Genomic DNA, 16,583 nt, shown 5'->3' with positions numbered 1-16,583 from the left:
TTTATAATTTCAATATTTATTCTTCAAAAAATAACAACCACTCCAGAGCATTTACAACCTTTATTCCGTCATAGTCAGTATTCACCATTACATCATCTAAAGTTATAAGATACTTTGGATAATTATCCTTAATATTTTTAAAGGCATCCAGTTCCCTTTTTAAAGTATTTTCATCTAAGACAGTCAAAGCGACCTGATAATACTCAATTTCATTTGAATTGACAATAACAAAATCAATTTCATTTTTATCAAACTGCCCGACATATACATTGCCTTTTCTTCTAATCAGTTCAAGATAAATTACATTTTCCAATATATGCCCCATATCTATATTTCTGTTACCTAGAATCATCTGTCTGAGTCCTAAATCAGTAACATAATATTTTGATAATGTGGACAGGAATTCTTTCCCTTTTATATTGTATCTGCTAACTTCATATACAAGTAAACTGTCAGTAAGCCCTCTAATATACTTTTCAATGGTTTTTGCATCCGTTTTTCTTCCCATTGAAGTTAAGGTATTCGCTATTTTTGAAAGCGATGTCAAATTACCGATATTATCAAATATATATTTAACAACACTTTCAAGTCTCATTACATCTGAAATTTTCAATCTTGCGACTATATCTTTCAAAAGCACTGAATTATATATTCCACTTAAATATTCATGTATATTTTTTAAATCACTGTCTAACTGTAAAGTATAAGGAAATGAACTGTTTACTATATATTCATTATAATATTGTATAAGTGTTTTTAACGTCCTATTTTCCTTTTGCTCCATTTTTTCATATTCTAATTTAGCCTGATAATACTCCTTAAATGATAAAGGCAACATTTTCAGTTCTATATAACGCCCACTTAAAAGGGTTGCCAGCTCGCTTGACATAAAATAGGCATTAGAGCCTGTTATGTATAAATCTGTATTTTCTTTTATAAAAAGGCTGTCTACAACTTTTTCAAATTTATCCACATGCTGAATTTCATCTAAAAATATGTAATTTTTTTTATCTCCAATCATTTTAGATTTTATATATTCATAAAGTTTTTTATAATCTGTAAACTCTTCATAATCCATATCTTCAAAATTTATAGATATAATCTGATTTTTTTCAACTCCATTTTCAAGTAGAAAATCTTTATATATCTCAAAAAGAGTGGATTTTCCACATCTTCTTACACCAGACACAACCTTTATTATTTGTCTGTCTTTTGATTTTACTAAAAAATCTAAATATTCTTTTCTATCTATCCTTATCATTTTAACACCTCATTTCCTTTTAAATTATACCCCTTTTTTATTTTAAAATCAAATTTTATGGAATATAATCCTATTTTTTATGAATTGACAAAATTTACGGAATATATTCCTTAAATTTTGGAATTTTTAATTTTTTAAGGAATGTAATCCTATAATTTAAAATTATCAATGAGGTTTTACCAGCTTTTATTTATTCATAAATTTAATTAAACTTGCATTTAGAATTTGATAAAACAAATATTCTGAAACAAGGGGTATTAAACCCCTTGTGAAAATAAAAAACTTAGGCTGTCTAACAGGTCTATTATACAAATAGCATTTTTCCAAATATCATAGTATAGTCTGATTTTTTCAATCTGCTAACAACAACCGTAACAACTTCTATATCCTTAAAGCCCTTTTCTTTTAAAATTATCAAAAAAGTTCTTACTGCTTCCCAGCTCTTTTCTTTCAGCAGAAATAATAAGTGTTTCCACTTCCAGATCCCAACCGTTTCTTCGGCAATATTCTTCACATTTCTGTTTGGCTTTTTTTGCCAGAAGATCGTAAACTTCTGTTTTTTCAATGTATTTTGCAGCTTCTTCGGTTGTGTTGGAAGCCATTATCTTTTTCAGGTTTTCCATGCTTTCGCCTACAAGCAATGCATTTGCAGCGAGTATTTCCATTTTTGCGTCAGAAACTCTGCTGTGTGTATGAAATATCCCTCCTGCAACTTTCACAAATTTTCCAAGTTCACCAATAAAGTAAATTTTTCTTGCCTCAAATTCGCAAGCCCTGTCAAACATATAGCCCACAAAATTACTTATTACAACAGATAATGAAGTATTATCCTCAAAATTGTCAGTTAAATATTTTTTCCCCCTGTTTCCAAATAGAAATATTGCCTCGCCATTTTCGGCATTTTCGAGAGCCATCTTCAATTCAATGGCAAGCGATGCTTTCCATGCGTCTTCCGACATCGGCTTTACTATTCCCGTTGTACCAAGAATTGAAATTCCACCAATAATTCCAAGTTTTGCATTCAATGTTTTTTTTGCAGTTTCTTCGCCTTTTGGCACAAAAATTTCTATATCTGCACCTTTTCCAGTTGGAAGAACACTTTCCACCGCCGCTCTTATCATTTTTAAAGGAGTAGGATTTATTGCAGAATTTCCAGGAGAGATGGGAAGACCCTTTTTGGTAACTTTCCCTACTCCTATCCCACCAAAAATATTTATTTTTGCATCATCACGCAAACTTACCTTTGAAAAAATCTGAAGTCCGTGAGTAACGTCAGGATCATCTCCCCCATCCTTTAAAACCGATGCAAGTGCATAGTTATCTGCTTTTTTTAATGAATCTACTTTTATTGTTATAGATTTTCCTGAGGGAAGTCCGATAGTTACTTCTGGTATATCCTGTTCTCCGTCTTGCAGAAGATACATAAGTGCAGCTTTCGTGGCTGCCGTTGCAGAACTTCCCGTTGTATAGCCATATCTTAGTTTTCTACCGTTAAAATATACGTATTCTTCCATTTTTACTTCCTTCCCTTTGTTAGTAGTTTTTTTAATATCTGTCTCTTTCAAACATTTGATACAGTATTCCATGTAATACTGCCACAGCTACTGTACTTCCACCTTTTGTACCGTTAGTTCTTATAAATGGCACATCATAATCTGAAAGTGCAGCTTTTGATTCAGGACATCCTACAAATCCTACTGGTACTCCTGCAATAAGTTTAGGCTTTTCTGCCCCTTCCTTGCTTATTTCTTCAAGCAGTTTAAATAAGGCTGTTGGAGCATTTCCAATCAAAAATATTTTTGTATCCTTATCTTTCACTGCTCTTTCAATTCCAACCATCGATCTTGTAATTCCTCTTTCCTTAGCTTCTTTTGCCACTTCTTCATCATTTACAAGACAATACGCTGAACATCCAAATTTCGCAAGACCTATTTTATTTAATCCAGTAACAATCATATTTGTATCACAATATATCTTGCACCCTGATTTTATAGCTTCCATAGCCGAATTTACCGCATCATTATGAAACTCTGTAATATCTGCATAACCAAAATCTCCAGTAGTGTGCACCAGTCTTTTCACAATTGGCTTCTCATTTTCAGCAAAGTGGTCTACCTTGTTCCCTAATCCTTCCGTAATCATTTCAAAACTTCTTACTTCTATCCCTTTCGGATCCTTAATATACGACATAAATTGATTCCCTCCAATATTTTTTTATGTTTTTAAACTAAAAAAAATCAAACAATATTTTAAGTTTAAATTTCAAATACAGCAATTCCAGTTTAAAACTAGAATAAATCTTTATGCTGTATCTATAGCCAATCCATTGCTTTTTTAACAGTTTTACAACAATTTTCAAGTGGATTGACTATAACTTTGATTAGTTCGATTTTTAAATAGTTTTACTATACAATTATATATTATTTTTTAAATTTTAGATAGCTTTTTTTACAATTTTTCAATTAAATATTTGAAAAATTTTATATTTGAATAAAAAGAAATGTGTGGATAACCCGCTAGAAGGCTATTTTTCCTATACCCACAAGTCCAATTTCTTCCATCATTTTTTTCTATTTTATAAAATTTTCCCTTTTCATTATCCACAGAAATTTCTGAATAATGAAATTCGTGTCCTTTTGTGTGAATTCCATTTTCAGTTTTTATATTTATATAGCCAAATCTTCCGATATTCAGCCTATTTTTCATAGAAATTTCCACATCTATCAGTCCACAGAAATCTCCGCTATTTCCATCTAGCAAATTCAGTTTATTTGTTAAGTAGATAAATCCGCCACATTCTCCATAGATTTTTACTCCATTTTCATAAGCCTGTCTTATGCTTTCCTTCATGGAAACATTTTCAGACAATTCTTTCCAGTAAAGTTCGGGATAACCTCCGCCAAGATAAATCATATCGAGATTTTCTGGTATTTTTTCATCTTTTACAGGGCTAAATTCTACTATTTCCAAGCCTGAAAATTTCATTAGTTCCAGATTTGACTCGTAATAAAATGAAAATGCACCATCTTTAGCGACTCCGACACGTTTTCCTTTATATTTATTCTTTAAGTCCATTATTGGCTCAAAACTGTCCATACTGCTTTTTGTTTCAAATTCTTCTGCTATTTCGTAAATTTTTTCTAAATCTAAACAATTTTGTGCAATTTCCTTAAACAGCTGTTTCTTTTCCTCAAGTTCTTTTGAGCCTTTCAATTCAAAAGCCTGTTTTAATCCCAAATGTCTGCTTTCCACCGATAATTTCTCATTTTTCGGCAAATATCCTACGCATTCTATTCCCGTAAATCTTTCTACCGCTTCCTTCAAGTTCAAGTATAGTTTTTCAGAAGAAACATTATTTAAAATAATGCCCTTTATTTTAACATTTTTATCAAACAGCTTGAAACCCAAAACTTCGGCAGCTATGCTTGTGGAGATTCCTTTTGCGTTAACTACAAGAATTACTGGTATATCAAGTATTCTTGATACATGAGCTGTACTAAAATTATCCTTTTCATGCCCAATTCCATCATAAAGCCCCATAACTCCCTCAACTATAGCGATATTGCTTCCTTTCGCTCCTGTTTCAAATATATGCCTTAACGTACTTTCATCAAACATAAAAGCATCTAAATTACGAGATTTATTTCCCGTGAACAACTCATGATAGCCAGGGTCGATGTAGTCTGGACCAACTTTAAAAGGTGCCACATTTTCAAAAGCTGACATCAATATGCTGCTTACTGTAGTCTTTCCACCACCACTCATTGCTCCCGATATAAGTATTTTTTTCATAGCAAGTTTTTTTCCTCCAAAAATTTATAATAATCATTTTCATCAAGATTTTTATACTTGAGATAACTTTTTATTTTCAGTACATTTGGAATATTCAAATTTAATTTCTTCAAAAATTCAAAATCCTCAAAAACCTCGTCCCTGCTCCCTTGCCGTACAATTCTCCCTTTTTCAAGGACATAGATATAGTCAGCAAATTCATAGGCAAAATCTGTATCGTGCGTTGATACTACCATTGTTTTTCCTGCTTTGGAAAAATTATCTAGAATTTCTGATACTCTTTTTGTATTTTTAGAATCAAGCCATGCAGTTGGCTCATCTAGAATAAGAAGTTCTGGCTCCATTGCCGTAATTGCAGCTATTGATACCCTCTTTTTCTGTCCATAGCTCAGATGATGACAAGGTCTATCTTTTAAATCTGTTATATTGATTTCTTCCATTGCCCTGTTTACATTTTTTTCTACTTCGTCTTTAGAATATCCAAGATTTTCAGGTCCGTAAGCTACTTCCTGAAATACTAAAGGTGCAAAAATCTGTATTTCAGGATCCTGAAAAATTATTCCGACTTTTTTTCTCAATTCTTCGAGATTTTTCTTTTTATGCTCTATTTTTTTCTCTTCAAAATAAATATTTCCCTTTTGTGCTTTCAAAAGTCCATTCATTATTAAAAATAAAGTTGATTTTCCTGAGCCATTTTCCCCAAGAAATAATGTTTTTTTACCTTTTTCTATTTTTAAAGTCACATCTTTTAGAGCCTCTGTTTCTTCGTCGTATGAAAAAGTTATATTTTCAAGTCTAAGCATTGTATTTTACCACCAAATATAAATTTATTATAACTATTATTATTACGAATATTATTTCAAACCCAATTTTTTTATATTTTCTATGAGAAAAAATGAACTCCTTTCCCATTCTTGATTCCACAGCCTTTATAGAATTCAGATTATAGTAGTATGTTTTTTTTAGTATAGCAACTACTAACATCGGAAATGACTTCATCCCATTTTTAAAACTGCTATATCCTAGCCTTACTTCCTGTGCATTATGTAATTTTTCCTTATTTTCAAATAATAAAAATATATATCTATAAATTAATAAAAACATTTCCCTAAATATTTTAGGAAACTTCAGCTTTGCAAATATATAGTCCAAATCTATAATTGGAGTAGAACAAATAAGGAAATAAACTACAGCTATTGAGGAAAATGAACGTAGTAAAAATGTCCATATATCCGCTTTTATAAACAGTAAGGAAATTACAGTCGTTAAAATAAATAAAGCCGGAATAAAGTTCAGCTTTAACAAGTCACCTATTTTCACTTTTACGACAAACAAAAGAAGTAAATTAAACAGTATAAAATTAAAAACAAATACTATTTTACTTCCAGTATAAAGTAAAAATACTAATGTCGTCATTGACAATATAAACTTTACTCCGGGGTTTATATTTTTTATGGGATTTGTGTAAGATACCTTATCTATTAGCATTTTTTCTTTCACCTTTGAAATAGCCTAATACATACCCTACAATTCCTGCACCTAATGCCGCCTGTAATGCAAACAGCAGACTTTCAGTTTCATCTCCTGGTAATTCTATTAAATTTTTAGCCCATGGCTCATAATCAGGTTTTATAGTTTTTATTACTTCTTCTCCCTTGTCATCAGATCCTCCAAATTCAGATTTTACGAGAAGCAAAGGAATAACACCTATTAAAATTATTGCAATTATTAAAATAATATTCTTTTTAAATACACTTTTGTTTTTATTTTCCGACATTAAGCTTCCACCTCTTTTACGCTATATTTTTCAAGTATATTCATCACCACGTTTGTAAGTAGCCCTTCGATAACTGCAAGAGGAACCTGAGTTACTGCAAATACCGCTCCAAATTTGATAAATGAAGCAACTACTCCACCTTGTGGAGATGGATATGCAAGTGCAAGCTGAATTGATGTTACCACATAAGTCGCAAGATCTCCTAACGCTGCTGCCAAAAATACCGCTAACGCCTTATTCTTTTTCTCAAATCCTTTATACACTAAATATGATACAATTGGTCCTGCAATTGCCATTGAAACAGCGTTTGCTCCCAAAGTTGTAAATCCTCCGTGTGCAAGCAATCCTGCTTGAAATATTAATACGATTGTTCCAAGAATGGAAGTTACAAAAGGTCCGTATAATATAGCAGATAGCCCTACTCCTGTAGGATGTGACGAACTTCCTGTAACTGATGGAATTTTTAGTGCAGACAATACAAATATAAATGCACCTGCTAATGCAAGCGTCATTTTTTCCCGCACGCTCCCTTTAGAAACAGATTGAAGCTTCTTTATTCCTATTATCCAAAACGGAATACACACTGCAAACCATACTATAACCCAATTTAAAGGTAAAAAACCTTCCATAATGTGCATTGAGTAACCATTTACACCTATTAACAGCATGCTGGTTAAAACCAAAAACAATAATGTTCTCTTTTTCATTTTCTCTCCTCCTCCAAATTTAATTTAACCTTCGGCAAGTTCCAAAAAAAAATCAGCCAAAGCTGAAGCCAATACACGTCAAAACTTCCACAACAATAACTATATCATCATCGCATAGTATATTTATGGAACAAATCACCGTTGATTTATTTTTACATTGATGTATATTAAATCTTCCCTTCCCAGAAAATTTTATATAAAAAATTATTAGGCAAGTCTCCTGACTAACTTCATCCTACTCATACCCTTCCCAAAATATCCAAAATATTTCAGTGGTTTTGTGTACTTTCGTCAGCTTCACAGTAGTGGGGGCTGTATCGGATTCTAACCGATTTCCTTATTAAGTTTGTAAAACACCTATAATTCTTTACTATTAGTATACTCTCTTTTTTATATTTGTCAACCCTGTATAAAAAATTTTATTTTAATAATTTTTCCTGTATATTAAGTATCTAAATATTCGTGTTTCAATATTATCTATTGATATATCTCGTTTATATTCCAAACATTGAAATTTATCAAACTTTATATTTTTAGAAATTAATAAATCTATTATTTTTCTATTGAACCGTATAATTTTATTCCTTTGGATTTGTATTTCATACTTCTACTTTTTCTGAAAAATTTTTTGTTACTATGTATTCACTTCCATTGGAAAATTACCCTCTCTTTTTTATTAATTCTTGCTTTCAGTCGTCTTCACAGTTTTTTCAATTTGCTCCTTCGCTTTCAAAAGCCTTACTGTATTTTCTTTGCTATAAAAATAACTATTACTATCTGACTTAATTTTAATTGGTTCTCCACGTACAGGAAAAATTGCGCTCAATAACGACTTTGTATATGGATGTTTTGCTTTTTCAGAAATTTGTCCGCCTTCTATTACTTCCACCACATCTCCATGATACATTACTACGATTTCGTGTGCAAAAGATTCTATTAATGCTATGTCGTGACATATAAAAATCATTGTTATGTTTTTTTCTTTTTGTAGCCTTACAAGAAGTTCCACTATGTTTTTTTGAATGGAAACATCAAGTGCGGAAGTTGCCTCGTCGCATATAAGTATCTCTGGCTCAAGCGAAATTGCTCTTGCGATTCCAAGCCTTTGTCTTTGCCCACCGCTCATATTTTGTGGATACTTTGTTACAAATTCTTCGTGCAAGTCAACCATTTTAAGAAGTTCTATAGCTTTTTGCTTTCTTTCTGATCTTTTTAATCTCCCGTAGTTCATTAATGGCTCTGTGAGGATTTGCATAACATTCATTTTTGGATTAAAAGCTGACCATGGATCTTGAAAGACTATCTGAATATTTTGTCGATTTTCCCAAACTTCCTGTTTTGTAAACTTGCTTATATCCCTTCCGTGATACAAAATCTCTCCAGAGGTTGGCTTTTCCAAGTCCATAAGCATATTTACAAGTGTTGTTTTTCCTGATCCTGATTCCCCAACAATTCCCAAAGTTTTTCCTTTATGAATTTTTAAATTCACTTTATTACAAGCCACTACTTTTTTATCATTTGATTTTTCATAAATTTTTGTAAGATTTTTTGTTTCAAGAATTACATCATTAATATTAGACAAGCCTTTCACCTCCAATTTCAGGCACAGCTTCAAGCAATTTTTTAGTATATTCACTTTTTGGATTTTCTATAACTTCGTTTTTATTACCTGCATCAACAATTTTTCCATTCTGCATAACAATTATTTTATCTGAAATATATGCCGCAACTCCCAGATTGTGAGTTACCATTATGATAGAAGTGTCAAATTTTTTTCTAAGATCCATTATTTCTTTAACTATTTGAGCCTGCGTTATTACATCTAGCGCACTTGTAGGCTCATCTCCCAAAATAATTTTTGGATGGAAAGTTAGTGCCATTGCTATTCCTACACGCTGTTTCATTCCACCTGACAGTTGGTGCGGATAGCTTTTCATAATGATTTCAGGATCTGGCAAGTTTACTTTGGAAAACATATCTTTTGCTTTTTCTTCAGCTTCTTTTGCTGACATTTTGGAATGTGTCTGAATGTATTCGACAAACTGTTTTCCTATTTTTCTTATTGGATTAAGAGTTCCTCCTGAATCCTGTGAAATCATAGTTATTTCAGTTCCTCGCAGTTCCCTCCATTGATTAAGGCTTTTACTGAGCATTGATTCCCCATTATAAATTATATCGCCTGAAATTATTTTCCCTCCATTTGGCAACAGTCCTAAGATAGAAGAAAGAACGGTAGATTTTCCACTACCGCTTTCCCCCACAATTGTTATTATTTCACCTTTTTTCAATGAAAGAGAAAAATTTTCAACTACTGGAGGCTTATCTCCATACTGAATTGTCAAATCTTTTATCTCCAACATAAATTCTCCTTAATTAGCTTTTGCTACATCTTTTGTTATCCAGTAGTAATCCATTGGATACATTTTAAGCCCTGTTACCACTTTGTTGCTGTAAAGGAATGTAGTTTCATATCCAAAGAATAATGTAGCCGCATCGTTCATTATTAGCTGCTGTATTTTTACAACAAGATCTTTTCTCTTAGCTTTGTCAAATTCTTTTGATAATTCATCAAGCATTTTATCAACTTCAGGGTTTGAATAACCTGTTTTGTTTGTTTCTGCTTTGCTGTACCAGTTTTCATGCAAGTATTTTTCAGGATCTCCAGTGTTTGCAGCAAGTACGTTCCAAATTAGCATATCAAAGTTTGAATCGTCTCTCATGCTCAAAACTGTTTCATAGCTTACTGGTTTTAACGTAACTTTTATACCAATTTCCTTCATATCAGTTTGTAATGCTTGAGCATAAATTTGTAATTCTTCTCTACTTGTATAAATTACAAAGTTCAAGTCAATTTTTGATCCATCAGGACGTTCTACAAACCCATCTCCATCCACATCTTTATATCCTGCATCTGCTAATATTTTCTTAGCACTTTCACGGTTATAGGCATTTTCATCTTTTAATTCATTAAATCCGTAGTCCAATGTTGGAGGTATTGGTGCTTTTCCTGGAGTTGCTCCGCCTTGTAATAAGTTTTGTGTATAGTTTTCTCTATTTGCACCTCTTATTATTGCTTCTCTTAATACTTTGTCCTTCAATCCTTTTGTTTGATTCATAAACGCATAAGTTGATCTTAATGATTTCAGTTCGTTTATTACAATATTTTTATCTCCTTCAAAATCAGCCTTATTAGTAACTTTCAAGTTGTATGCTACATCAATTTCTCCTGATTTTAACGATAATGCTCTTGTATTTTGATCATTTATATCTTTAAATGTTACTTTTGCCAATTTTGCTTTTCCATTCCAGTAATTTTCATTTCTTACAACAACTGTCTGTTCACCAGGCTTAAATTCTTGAACAACAAACGGTCCTGTTGATATTGGTCCTTTTTGAGCAAATTCATCTGTATTAACTGATGTGTCAACTATTAAGAACAACGGATCTGCCAATGATTCAGGCAATATTGCTACAGGCTCTTTTGTTTTTATTTTCAATTCTTGTCCACTAGCTTCTATTGAAGCATATTTAAAGAATGATTCTGCTCTTTTATTTTTAGCAAATACTCTTTCTATTGATTTTTTTACTGCCTCTGCTGTCAATGGATGTCCATTTGAGAAAGTTACTCCATCTCTTATCTTGAAAGTCCATTCTAATTTATCATTACTTAATTTCCAGTTTTCAGCAAGCAATGGTTTCAAGTTACCTTTTTCATCAAAAATTGTCAAGTTCTCTCCAACACCATAACGAGTTACAACCCAGCTAAAATACTGATCTGTAGGCTCAAGCGTATCTGCAAACGAAGTTACTCCAACTACAAGTTCATCTGGATTAGTTTTACTTTTTCCAGAACCACCTTTTCCACCACATGCTACAAGCAGCATCAACACTGCCAAAATTAAAATTAAAAATTTACTTTTACGATTTTTCAACATTCTTTTCTCCCTATTATATTTTATTTTTTGTTATTTTTTTATTTTTTTAAATTATTCACTTTTTACATCAACCAAATCTCTTACTGAATCTCCCAGCATATTGAATATAATTACAACAATTACTATTGCTAGCCCTGGATACATCATCATCCAAGGAGCTCTGCTAAGTGTTGTTCTACCTTCGTTAAGCATTGCTCCCCACTCTGGTGTTGGAGGCTGTGCTCCAAATCCTAAAAATGAAAGTGCTGCTATTTCCAGCATTAATGTTCCCATATCTGAAACTGCTGTTACTATCATCGTTGTAATCATATTTGGAATTATATATTTAAATATTATTGAGTAATCCCTGCTTCCTGTTATTTTTGCTGCTTCTACATACAGTTCCTGCTTTATCTTAAGAACCATGCTCCTTGCAAGCCTTGCGTATTTTGTCCAAGTAACTGCCGCTATTGCTATAATTGAATTTTTTACGCTCGGATTTAAAAGTCCTGCTATCGCTATAGCAAGAATTAATCCTGGAAATGCAATCATCATATCTCCAAGTCTCATTATCACCGTATCAACAATTCCTCCAAAATATCCTGCAAGTACTCCCAGTATCGTTCCTACAACAAAAATTATGAACATCAAAGTCAAAGTCATGAATATCGAGTATCTTGAACCATATATAACTCTTGAGAACAAATCTCTCCCAAGCTGATCCGTTCCAAAAATATACTGTTTTGATGGACGTTGCAAACTTGGCGCTAATTGTTTAAAAGGATCGTTTGGCACTATAAATGGTGCAAAAATTGCAATTAGTACCACAATAATCGCAAGTGCCAGAAATATTTTCAGTTGTGTATTTTTTCCCATAAATTTCAATTTGTTCAAGTTTAAATTACCTCCTCAACTCTTGCATCCAGATATTTATACGAAATATCAACTGCGATATTTACTATCAGGTACAAGAACGCGATTATTAGCACATAAGACTGAATTAGCGGATAATCCTGAGCTGATATTGCTTTTACTGCCATTCTTCCCATTCCCGGCCAGTTATAAACTATCTCTACAACTGCAGTTCCTCCCAGAAGACTTCCTAATGAAAGTCCTAGAAGCGTTATTATAGGCAGCATCGCATTAGGCAGTACATGTTTCCACAAAATATCACGTTCTTTTATTCCCCTCATTCTAGCTCCTGTCACATAACTTTTTCCAAGTTCTTCGAGGAATATGTGTCTTATTTGACGTATATACTTAGCAGACATTGCTATCGCTATTGTTAATGCAGGTAAGATCATTGAGCCAAAATCAGCATTTCCGCCTGAAACTGATACAAGTCCCAGCTGTACTCCAAATATGCTCAAAAATACTAGTCCTAACCAAAAACTTGGCACAGACATTCCCATGAATGTCAACATTCTTATTAAATAATCCTGCCATTTATTTTCTTTTACAGCCGCAAGTATTCCAGTCGGTATTGAAATTACACACATTAAAAACAGTGCCATAAATGAAAGGGACAATGTTGGAATAAATGCCTGTGCTATCTTTTGAATTACTGGAATTCTTAACGAATAGGACTTCCCAAAATTACCTTGCAGAACTCCAAACAGCCATTTCCAGTATTGGATATAAAAAGGCTTATCAAGTCCAAGTTCAGCTCTTGTCTGTGCTAAAAGCTCCGGTGTAGGAAGATGTCCGCATTCTGTAAGCATAACTTGGGCAGGATCTCCTGGCGAAATATACATTAGACAGAATGTAAAAAAACTTATTCCAAAAAGTACAACTAATATCTGTATAACGTATTTTATTATTTTTTTATTCTTTGCCATTATTTTATAAAATTTCCTCCTTTACAAAATTTATATTTTGTACAAATTAAAAAATCCAACTCAGAAAGTTGAATCAAATTTTATATATTAAAACAGATGAAAAGTATCTATGTAAATTTCCAGCAGTCTTTATATATTAAATTTTTCCCTTCCCGAAAAATATAACTTTATTATATAGGCAAGTCTCCTGACTAACTTCATCCTACTCGTACCCTTCCCAAAATATAATGATATTTCAGTGGTTTTTCAATACTTTCGTCAGTATCACAGTAGAGGTGGCTGTACCAGATTCCAACTGATTTCCTTATTAAGTTTATGCAACACCTATAAAACTATAAATTTAAAATTATTCTTTTGTTATCTTAATAAACTTCTTCTAATTTATCCATAAACATTTTACGTATAAACTCGTATTCGCCCATTCCTTTTAATAAAGGCGTTACTTCATATCCTTCATTTTGAAGAATTGTTTTCCACGAATCTTCCTCATCAGAAGCCATATCATTTTTAGCGTGATCTCCAGCTACTATCATAAATGGCTTTAACAATATTTTTTTAAATCCTCTTCCTTTTAATTTTTGAATAACATCTTCAATTGTCACTTGCCCTTCAACAGTAGCTATGAAAATATTATCTTTCCCAGCTTTTACATATTCCTCTTGAAGTCTTTGATATGTGTTGTCTGCAGCACTTTCAGATCCGTGTCCCATAAACACAATGGCATCATTTCCTTCAGTACTGTTAAACTCTTCGTCGTTTACAACTTTTTCAAAATCTTCATCATTTACTAAAAGTGGCTTTGAGATTTTTCCATATTTATCATTAAGTTTTGCATACTCTATTCCATCCAGAATATGCAGTGACATTGTTACAATCTCATCATAACCTTTATTTTTCAAAGCTTCCAGTCCTTCATTCTGATCAAATATGTGAATTCCTTCCTTTCTTTCCACTATTCGTCTTATAACTCCCGATGTATAGGCTCTTTCCACTCTTTCACTTCCATATTTGGCTTTTACCTTATTTTCAATCGAATCAAGGCATTTTTCTCTCGTATCCTTGTGCGATGTTCCAAAACTCGTTACTAAAACTGCTTTTCCCATAGACACTTCCTTTCATTCTTAAAGTTATAGATTTTTTACCTTCAATTTTCCATTTTATCTAAAACTAAATTTTTACCTCCTTTCTACAATATTATAACAATCCTACTAACCTACCAATTGCTTCAATCTCTCAATTATTTTGAACCCCATTAAGATTGACTAAATCCTAAAACTAATATAGTTGTATTAGTTTAAGTTTAGCAATCAAACTATTTCATCTTCATACCTACATTATAATAATTATTTGCTTTTTTTGCAACTGTTTTTTTACAGTCTTTTAATATTTTTAGATTTAGATATATAAATATAAATTTTTTAAATATCCCCTATTTATCAACAATATTCCTTTTTAATCTTTGTTTTTCATATTTTTATAATAAATTTATAATTAATAATTTTAAAATAACAATTATAAACACTATCTTGTAAATAATCTAATAACAAAGTATAATGTAAATATTATTGTATTTCTTAATCTGAAGGGAGAAAAATGGAGAAAAAATATGTGATTTTTTTGAATGGGGAATATAAATATTCACAGGAATTTATGGATAAACTGGTTTCGGAAAATGCAGTTTGCTTTTGTGCGGATGGTGGAGCAAATTTTGCTTTTAAATATGGGAAAATACCAGAAATGATTATTGGGGATCTGGATTCGATTGAGAAAAAAGTTTTGGAATATTATAAAAGTAAAAATATTTTGATAAAAAAATTCCCAAAAGACAAGGATTTTACAGATTTTGAGCTGATTTTGAAAGAAATTAATAAAATTTCGGAAAATAAGAATTTTGTTGAGAAAATATTTGTTGTTGGTGGGCTTGGGAAAAGAATTGACATGACTTTGAGCAACCTATTCATAATGGAAAAATATAAAAATCTCGTTTTTTTGCAGGAAAATGAAGAAATTTTTTATACAGAAAAATCTTTTATCCTAAAAAATAAAAAAGAATATGAATTTTCAATCATTCCAATTAGTGAAAAAGTTGAAAAATTAACCTTAAAGGGCTTTAAATTTGAAACAGATAAAATTGATGTGAAAAGGGAAAGTTCCAGACTTGTGAGCAATGTTATTCTTGAAAATGAGGCTAGTGTGGAATTTGAAAACGGGAAACTGATAATTATTTTGAAAAATAATAATAAAAATATTTTATACTAACCCCCTCATTTAAAAAATTAAATCTAATTTTTAAGTATCCATATAAGGGATTTTATTTAGAGTTATGAAAAACTACTTATTGTTAATAAATGTTTTTTCATAATTCTATGTTTTTTCTTTTTATAAAGCAAGGGAAATCAATCGCCATTTCCCCTCATTTCGCAATAATAGTTATTTTAACATCTTTAACCGACTGCTACTTAAAGATAATGGCGAAAGTGCTACGCACTAACCCTGGCTTGTCTAAGTATTTTTTTGAAATATTCCCAAATTTTATTTGGGAAAGTAGTCAAAACATTTATTATTTGGATAAACCTGAATTACTACGAAAACGAAACTCGCTGAAGCTCACTTTCGCAAACGAAGATTAGAACAACTTTACAAAATTTATTTGCTATGAAGGTTCTAGCGAAAGAAACACATAAATGTGTTTAGTCGTTTTCATTCCAAAAAATCACGACATTCTATATTAAATTATAAAAATTATTGTATTTAAATTTTAGGTTTTAACATTTTGAGAATATTAAATAAGCAAAATTTCGTTAAAGGAAAAATAACTAAATACGAATGTATTTCTTTCGCCATAATTTTTATAATGATAGTAACTTATTTATGTTAAAGTAACTCTTGTTTGCGAAAGTGAGCGTAGTTTTTACGAAGCGAGTTTTATTTTTTCTTTATAAGAAAGTTTTGCGTAAAGCGGGGTAGTTCGTAGAACGTTTCGCCATTATCTTTAAGTAGCAGTCGGTTAAAGATGTTAAAATAACTGCTATTACAAAAAAGGGCATGGCGTCTGATGCCCTTACGTTAAAAAAACATATAAATGAAATAAGAAAAAGCATTTATTAATCATAATATTTATAAATAAAATTACAAAAGTCTTTAAGATGGATACTTAATGATTAACTTTAATTAAAGGACATTCTATAAGTACATAGATTATAAATAGTACAATTTTGTAAAAAAGGTTTTAATTCCGTTAATTTTCTGATTTTTATTATTTAAATGGCAAGAGGATATAATAATAGATTTGTT

15 protein-coding genes and 2 riboswitches are annotated in these 16,583 nt (G+C 31.3%); of the genes, 1 reads left to right on the top strand and 14 read right to left on the bottom strand.

The genetic code is table 11. The annotated features are described in order from the left end of the window. Positions 1-16: 16 nt before the first annotated feature. The 14 genes from ACZ5B9_RS00860 to ACZ5B9_RS00795 all read right to left on the bottom strand — a co-directional run bounded on the left by ACZ5B9_RS00860 (position 17) and on the right by ACZ5B9_RS00795 (position 14,392). Positions 17-1,261 (bottom strand): ATP-binding protein, encoded by a 1,245-nt coding sequence (locus ACZ5B9_RS00860; protein WP_464422983.1) that lies wholly within the window; start codon positions 1,259-1,261, stop codon positions 17-19. Between the two features lie 389 nt (positions 1,262-1,650). Continuing rightward, a complete protein-coding gene (gene cbiD, locus ACZ5B9_RS00855) occupies positions 1,651-2,775 on the bottom strand; it encodes a cobalt-precorrin-5B (C(1))-methyltransferase CbiD (protein WP_464422982.1) in 1,125 nt (374 codons plus the stop codon). Positions 2,776-2,806: 31 nt separating this feature from the next. Next, positions 2,807-3,451: a precorrin-8X methylmutase gene (locus ACZ5B9_RS00850; protein WP_012806221.1), complete on the bottom strand. Its 645-nt coding sequence runs from the start codon at positions 3,449-3,451 to the stop codon at positions 2,807-2,809. A gap of 258 nt (positions 3,452-3,709) precedes the next feature. Next, positions 3,710-5,053: a cobyrinate a,c-diamide synthase gene (locus ACZ5B9_RS00845; protein ID WP_021768518.1), complete on the bottom strand. Its 1,344-nt coding sequence runs from the start codon at positions 5,051-5,053 to the stop codon at positions 3,710-3,712. Continuing rightward, the gene (locus ACZ5B9_RS00840; RefSeq protein ID WP_464422981.1) at positions 5,050-5,856 is read right to left on the bottom strand and encodes an energy-coupling factor ABC transporter ATP-binding protein; all 807 of its coding nucleotides are present in this window, start codon (positions 5,854-5,856) and stop codon (positions 5,050-5,052) included. The genes ACZ5B9_RS00845 and ACZ5B9_RS00840 overlap by 4 nt, the downstream gene beginning before the upstream one ends. Then, complete coding sequence (locus ACZ5B9_RS00835) at positions 5,849-6,541, bottom strand: CbiQ family ECF transporter T component (RefSeq protein ID WP_012806218.1); 693 nt, start codon at positions 6,539-6,541, stop codon at positions 5,849-5,851. The genes ACZ5B9_RS00840 and ACZ5B9_RS00835 overlap by 8 nt, the downstream gene beginning before the upstream one ends. Further along, positions 6,528-6,830 (bottom strand): energy-coupling factor ABC transporter substrate-binding protein, encoded by a 303-nt coding sequence (locus tag ACZ5B9_RS00830; protein ID WP_006805277.1) that lies wholly within the window; start codon positions 6,828-6,830, stop codon positions 6,528-6,530. The genes ACZ5B9_RS00835 and ACZ5B9_RS00830 overlap by 14 nt, the downstream gene beginning before the upstream one ends. Then, complete coding sequence (locus ACZ5B9_RS00825; protein WP_071124234.1) at positions 6,830-7,537, bottom strand: energy-coupling factor ABC transporter permease; 708 nt, start codon at positions 7,535-7,537, stop codon at positions 6,830-6,832. The genes ACZ5B9_RS00830 and ACZ5B9_RS00825 overlap by 1 nt, the downstream gene beginning before the upstream one ends. Before the next feature lie 193 nt (positions 7,538-7,730). After that, a riboswitch (cobalamin riboswitch) is annotated at positions 7,731-7,913 on the bottom strand. Between the two features lie 300 nt (positions 7,914-8,213). Beyond that, complete coding sequence (locus ACZ5B9_RS00820; protein WP_464422980.1) at positions 8,214-9,119, bottom strand: ABC transporter ATP-binding protein; 906 nt, start codon at positions 9,117-9,119, stop codon at positions 8,214-8,216. Then, positions 9,112-9,897, bottom strand: a complete 786-nt coding sequence (locus tag ACZ5B9_RS00815) for an ABC transporter ATP-binding protein (protein WP_464422978.1) — start codon at positions 9,895-9,897, stop codon at positions 9,112-9,114. The genes ACZ5B9_RS00820 and ACZ5B9_RS00815 overlap by 8 nt, the downstream gene beginning before the upstream one ends. Before the next feature lie 9 nt (positions 9,898-9,906). Continuing rightward, positions 9,907-11,472 (bottom strand): ABC transporter substrate-binding protein, encoded by a 1,566-nt coding sequence (locus ACZ5B9_RS00810; protein WP_464422977.1) that lies wholly within the window; start codon positions 11,470-11,472, stop codon positions 9,907-9,909. Positions 11,473-11,523: 51 nt separating this feature from the next. Next, complete coding sequence (nikC, locus tag ACZ5B9_RS00805) at positions 11,524-12,345, bottom strand: nickel transporter permease (protein WP_464422976.1); 822 nt, start codon at positions 12,343-12,345, stop codon at positions 11,524-11,526. Between the two features lie 2 nt (positions 12,346-12,347). Then, complete coding sequence (gene nikB / locus ACZ5B9_RS00800; protein ID WP_026745896.1) at positions 12,348-13,289, bottom strand: nickel ABC transporter permease; 942 nt, start codon at positions 13,287-13,289, stop codon at positions 12,348-12,350. A gap of 160 nt (positions 13,290-13,449) precedes the next feature. Beyond that, a riboswitch (cobalamin riboswitch) is annotated at positions 13,450-13,632 on the bottom strand. Positions 13,633-13,651: 19 nt separating this feature from the next. Continuing rightward, positions 13,652-14,392 carry a sirohydrochlorin cobaltochelatase gene (locus ACZ5B9_RS00795; protein ID WP_464422974.1) on the bottom strand — a complete coding sequence of 247 codons (741 nt, stop codon included), beginning with the start codon at positions 14,390-14,392 and terminating at the stop codon, positions 13,652-13,654. A gap of 490 nt (positions 14,393-14,882) precedes the next feature. Here ACZ5B9_RS00795 and ACZ5B9_RS00790 point away from each other — a divergent pair, with 490 nt between their 5' ends. Further along, positions 14,883-15,548 (top strand): thiamine diphosphokinase, encoded by a 666-nt coding sequence (locus ACZ5B9_RS00790; protein WP_464422972.1) that lies wholly within the window; start codon positions 14,883-14,885, stop codon positions 15,546-15,548. Positions 15,549-16,583: the final 1,035 nt, after the last annotated feature.

This window comes from Leptotrichia sp. SK-5 (assembly GCF_055387215.1).
The sequence above is the reverse complement of the archived record's forward strand: the minus strand, read 5'-3'. Positions and strand labels throughout refer to the sequence as shown.

What these genes read in the sequence shown, in the direction of transcription:
- ACZ5B9_RS00860 (WP_464422983.1), bottom strand. Translation starts at nt 1,261, where the DNA reads ATGATAAGGATAGATAGAAAAGAATATTTAGATTTTTTAGTAAAATCA.
- cbiD (WP_464422982.1), bottom strand. Translation starts at nt 2,775, where the DNA reads ATGGAAGAATACGTATATTTTAACGGTAGAAAACTAAGATATGGCTAT.
- ACZ5B9_RS00850 (WP_012806221.1), bottom strand. Translation starts at nt 3,451, where the DNA reads ATGTCGTATATTAAGGATCCGAAAGGGATAGAAGTAAGAAGTTTTGAA.
- ACZ5B9_RS00845 (WP_021768518.1), bottom strand. Translation starts at nt 5,053, where the DNA reads ATGAAAAAAATACTTATATCGGGAGCAATGAGTGGTGGTGGAAAGACT.
- ACZ5B9_RS00840 (WP_464422981.1), bottom strand. Translation starts at nt 5,856, where the DNA reads ATGCTTAGACTTGAAAATATAACTTTTTCATACGACGAAGAAACAGAG.
- ACZ5B9_RS00835 (WP_012806218.1), bottom strand. Translation starts at nt 6,541, where the DNA reads ATGCTAATAGATAAGGTATCTTACACAAATCCCATAAAAAATATAAAC.
- ACZ5B9_RS00830 (WP_006805277.1), bottom strand. Translation starts at nt 6,830, where the DNA reads ATGTCGGAAAATAAAAACAAAAGTGTATTTAAAAAGAATATTATTTTA.
- ACZ5B9_RS00825 (WP_071124234.1), bottom strand. Translation starts at nt 7,537, where the DNA reads ATGAAAAAGAGAACATTATTGTTTTTGGTTTTAACCAGCATGCTGTTA.
- ACZ5B9_RS00815 (WP_464422978.1), bottom strand. Translation starts at nt 9,897, where the DNA reads ATGTTGGAGATAAAAGATTTGACAATTCAGTATGGAGATAAGCCTCCA.
- ACZ5B9_RS00810 (WP_464422977.1), bottom strand. Translation starts at nt 11,472, where the DNA reads ATGTTGAAAAATCGTAAAAGTAAATTTTTAATTTTAATTTTGGCAGTG.
- nikB (WP_026745896.1), bottom strand. Translation starts at nt 13,289, where the DNA reads ATGGCAAAGAATAAAAAAATAATAAAATACGTTATACAGATATTAGTT.
- ACZ5B9_RS00795 (WP_464422974.1), bottom strand. Translation starts at nt 14,392, where the DNA reads ATGGGAAAAGCAGTTTTAGTAACGAGTTTTGGAACATCGCACAAGGAT.
- ACZ5B9_RS00790 (WP_464422972.1), top strand. Translation starts at nt 14,883, where the DNA reads ATGGAGAAAAAATATGTGATTTTTTTGAATGGGGAATATAAATATTCA.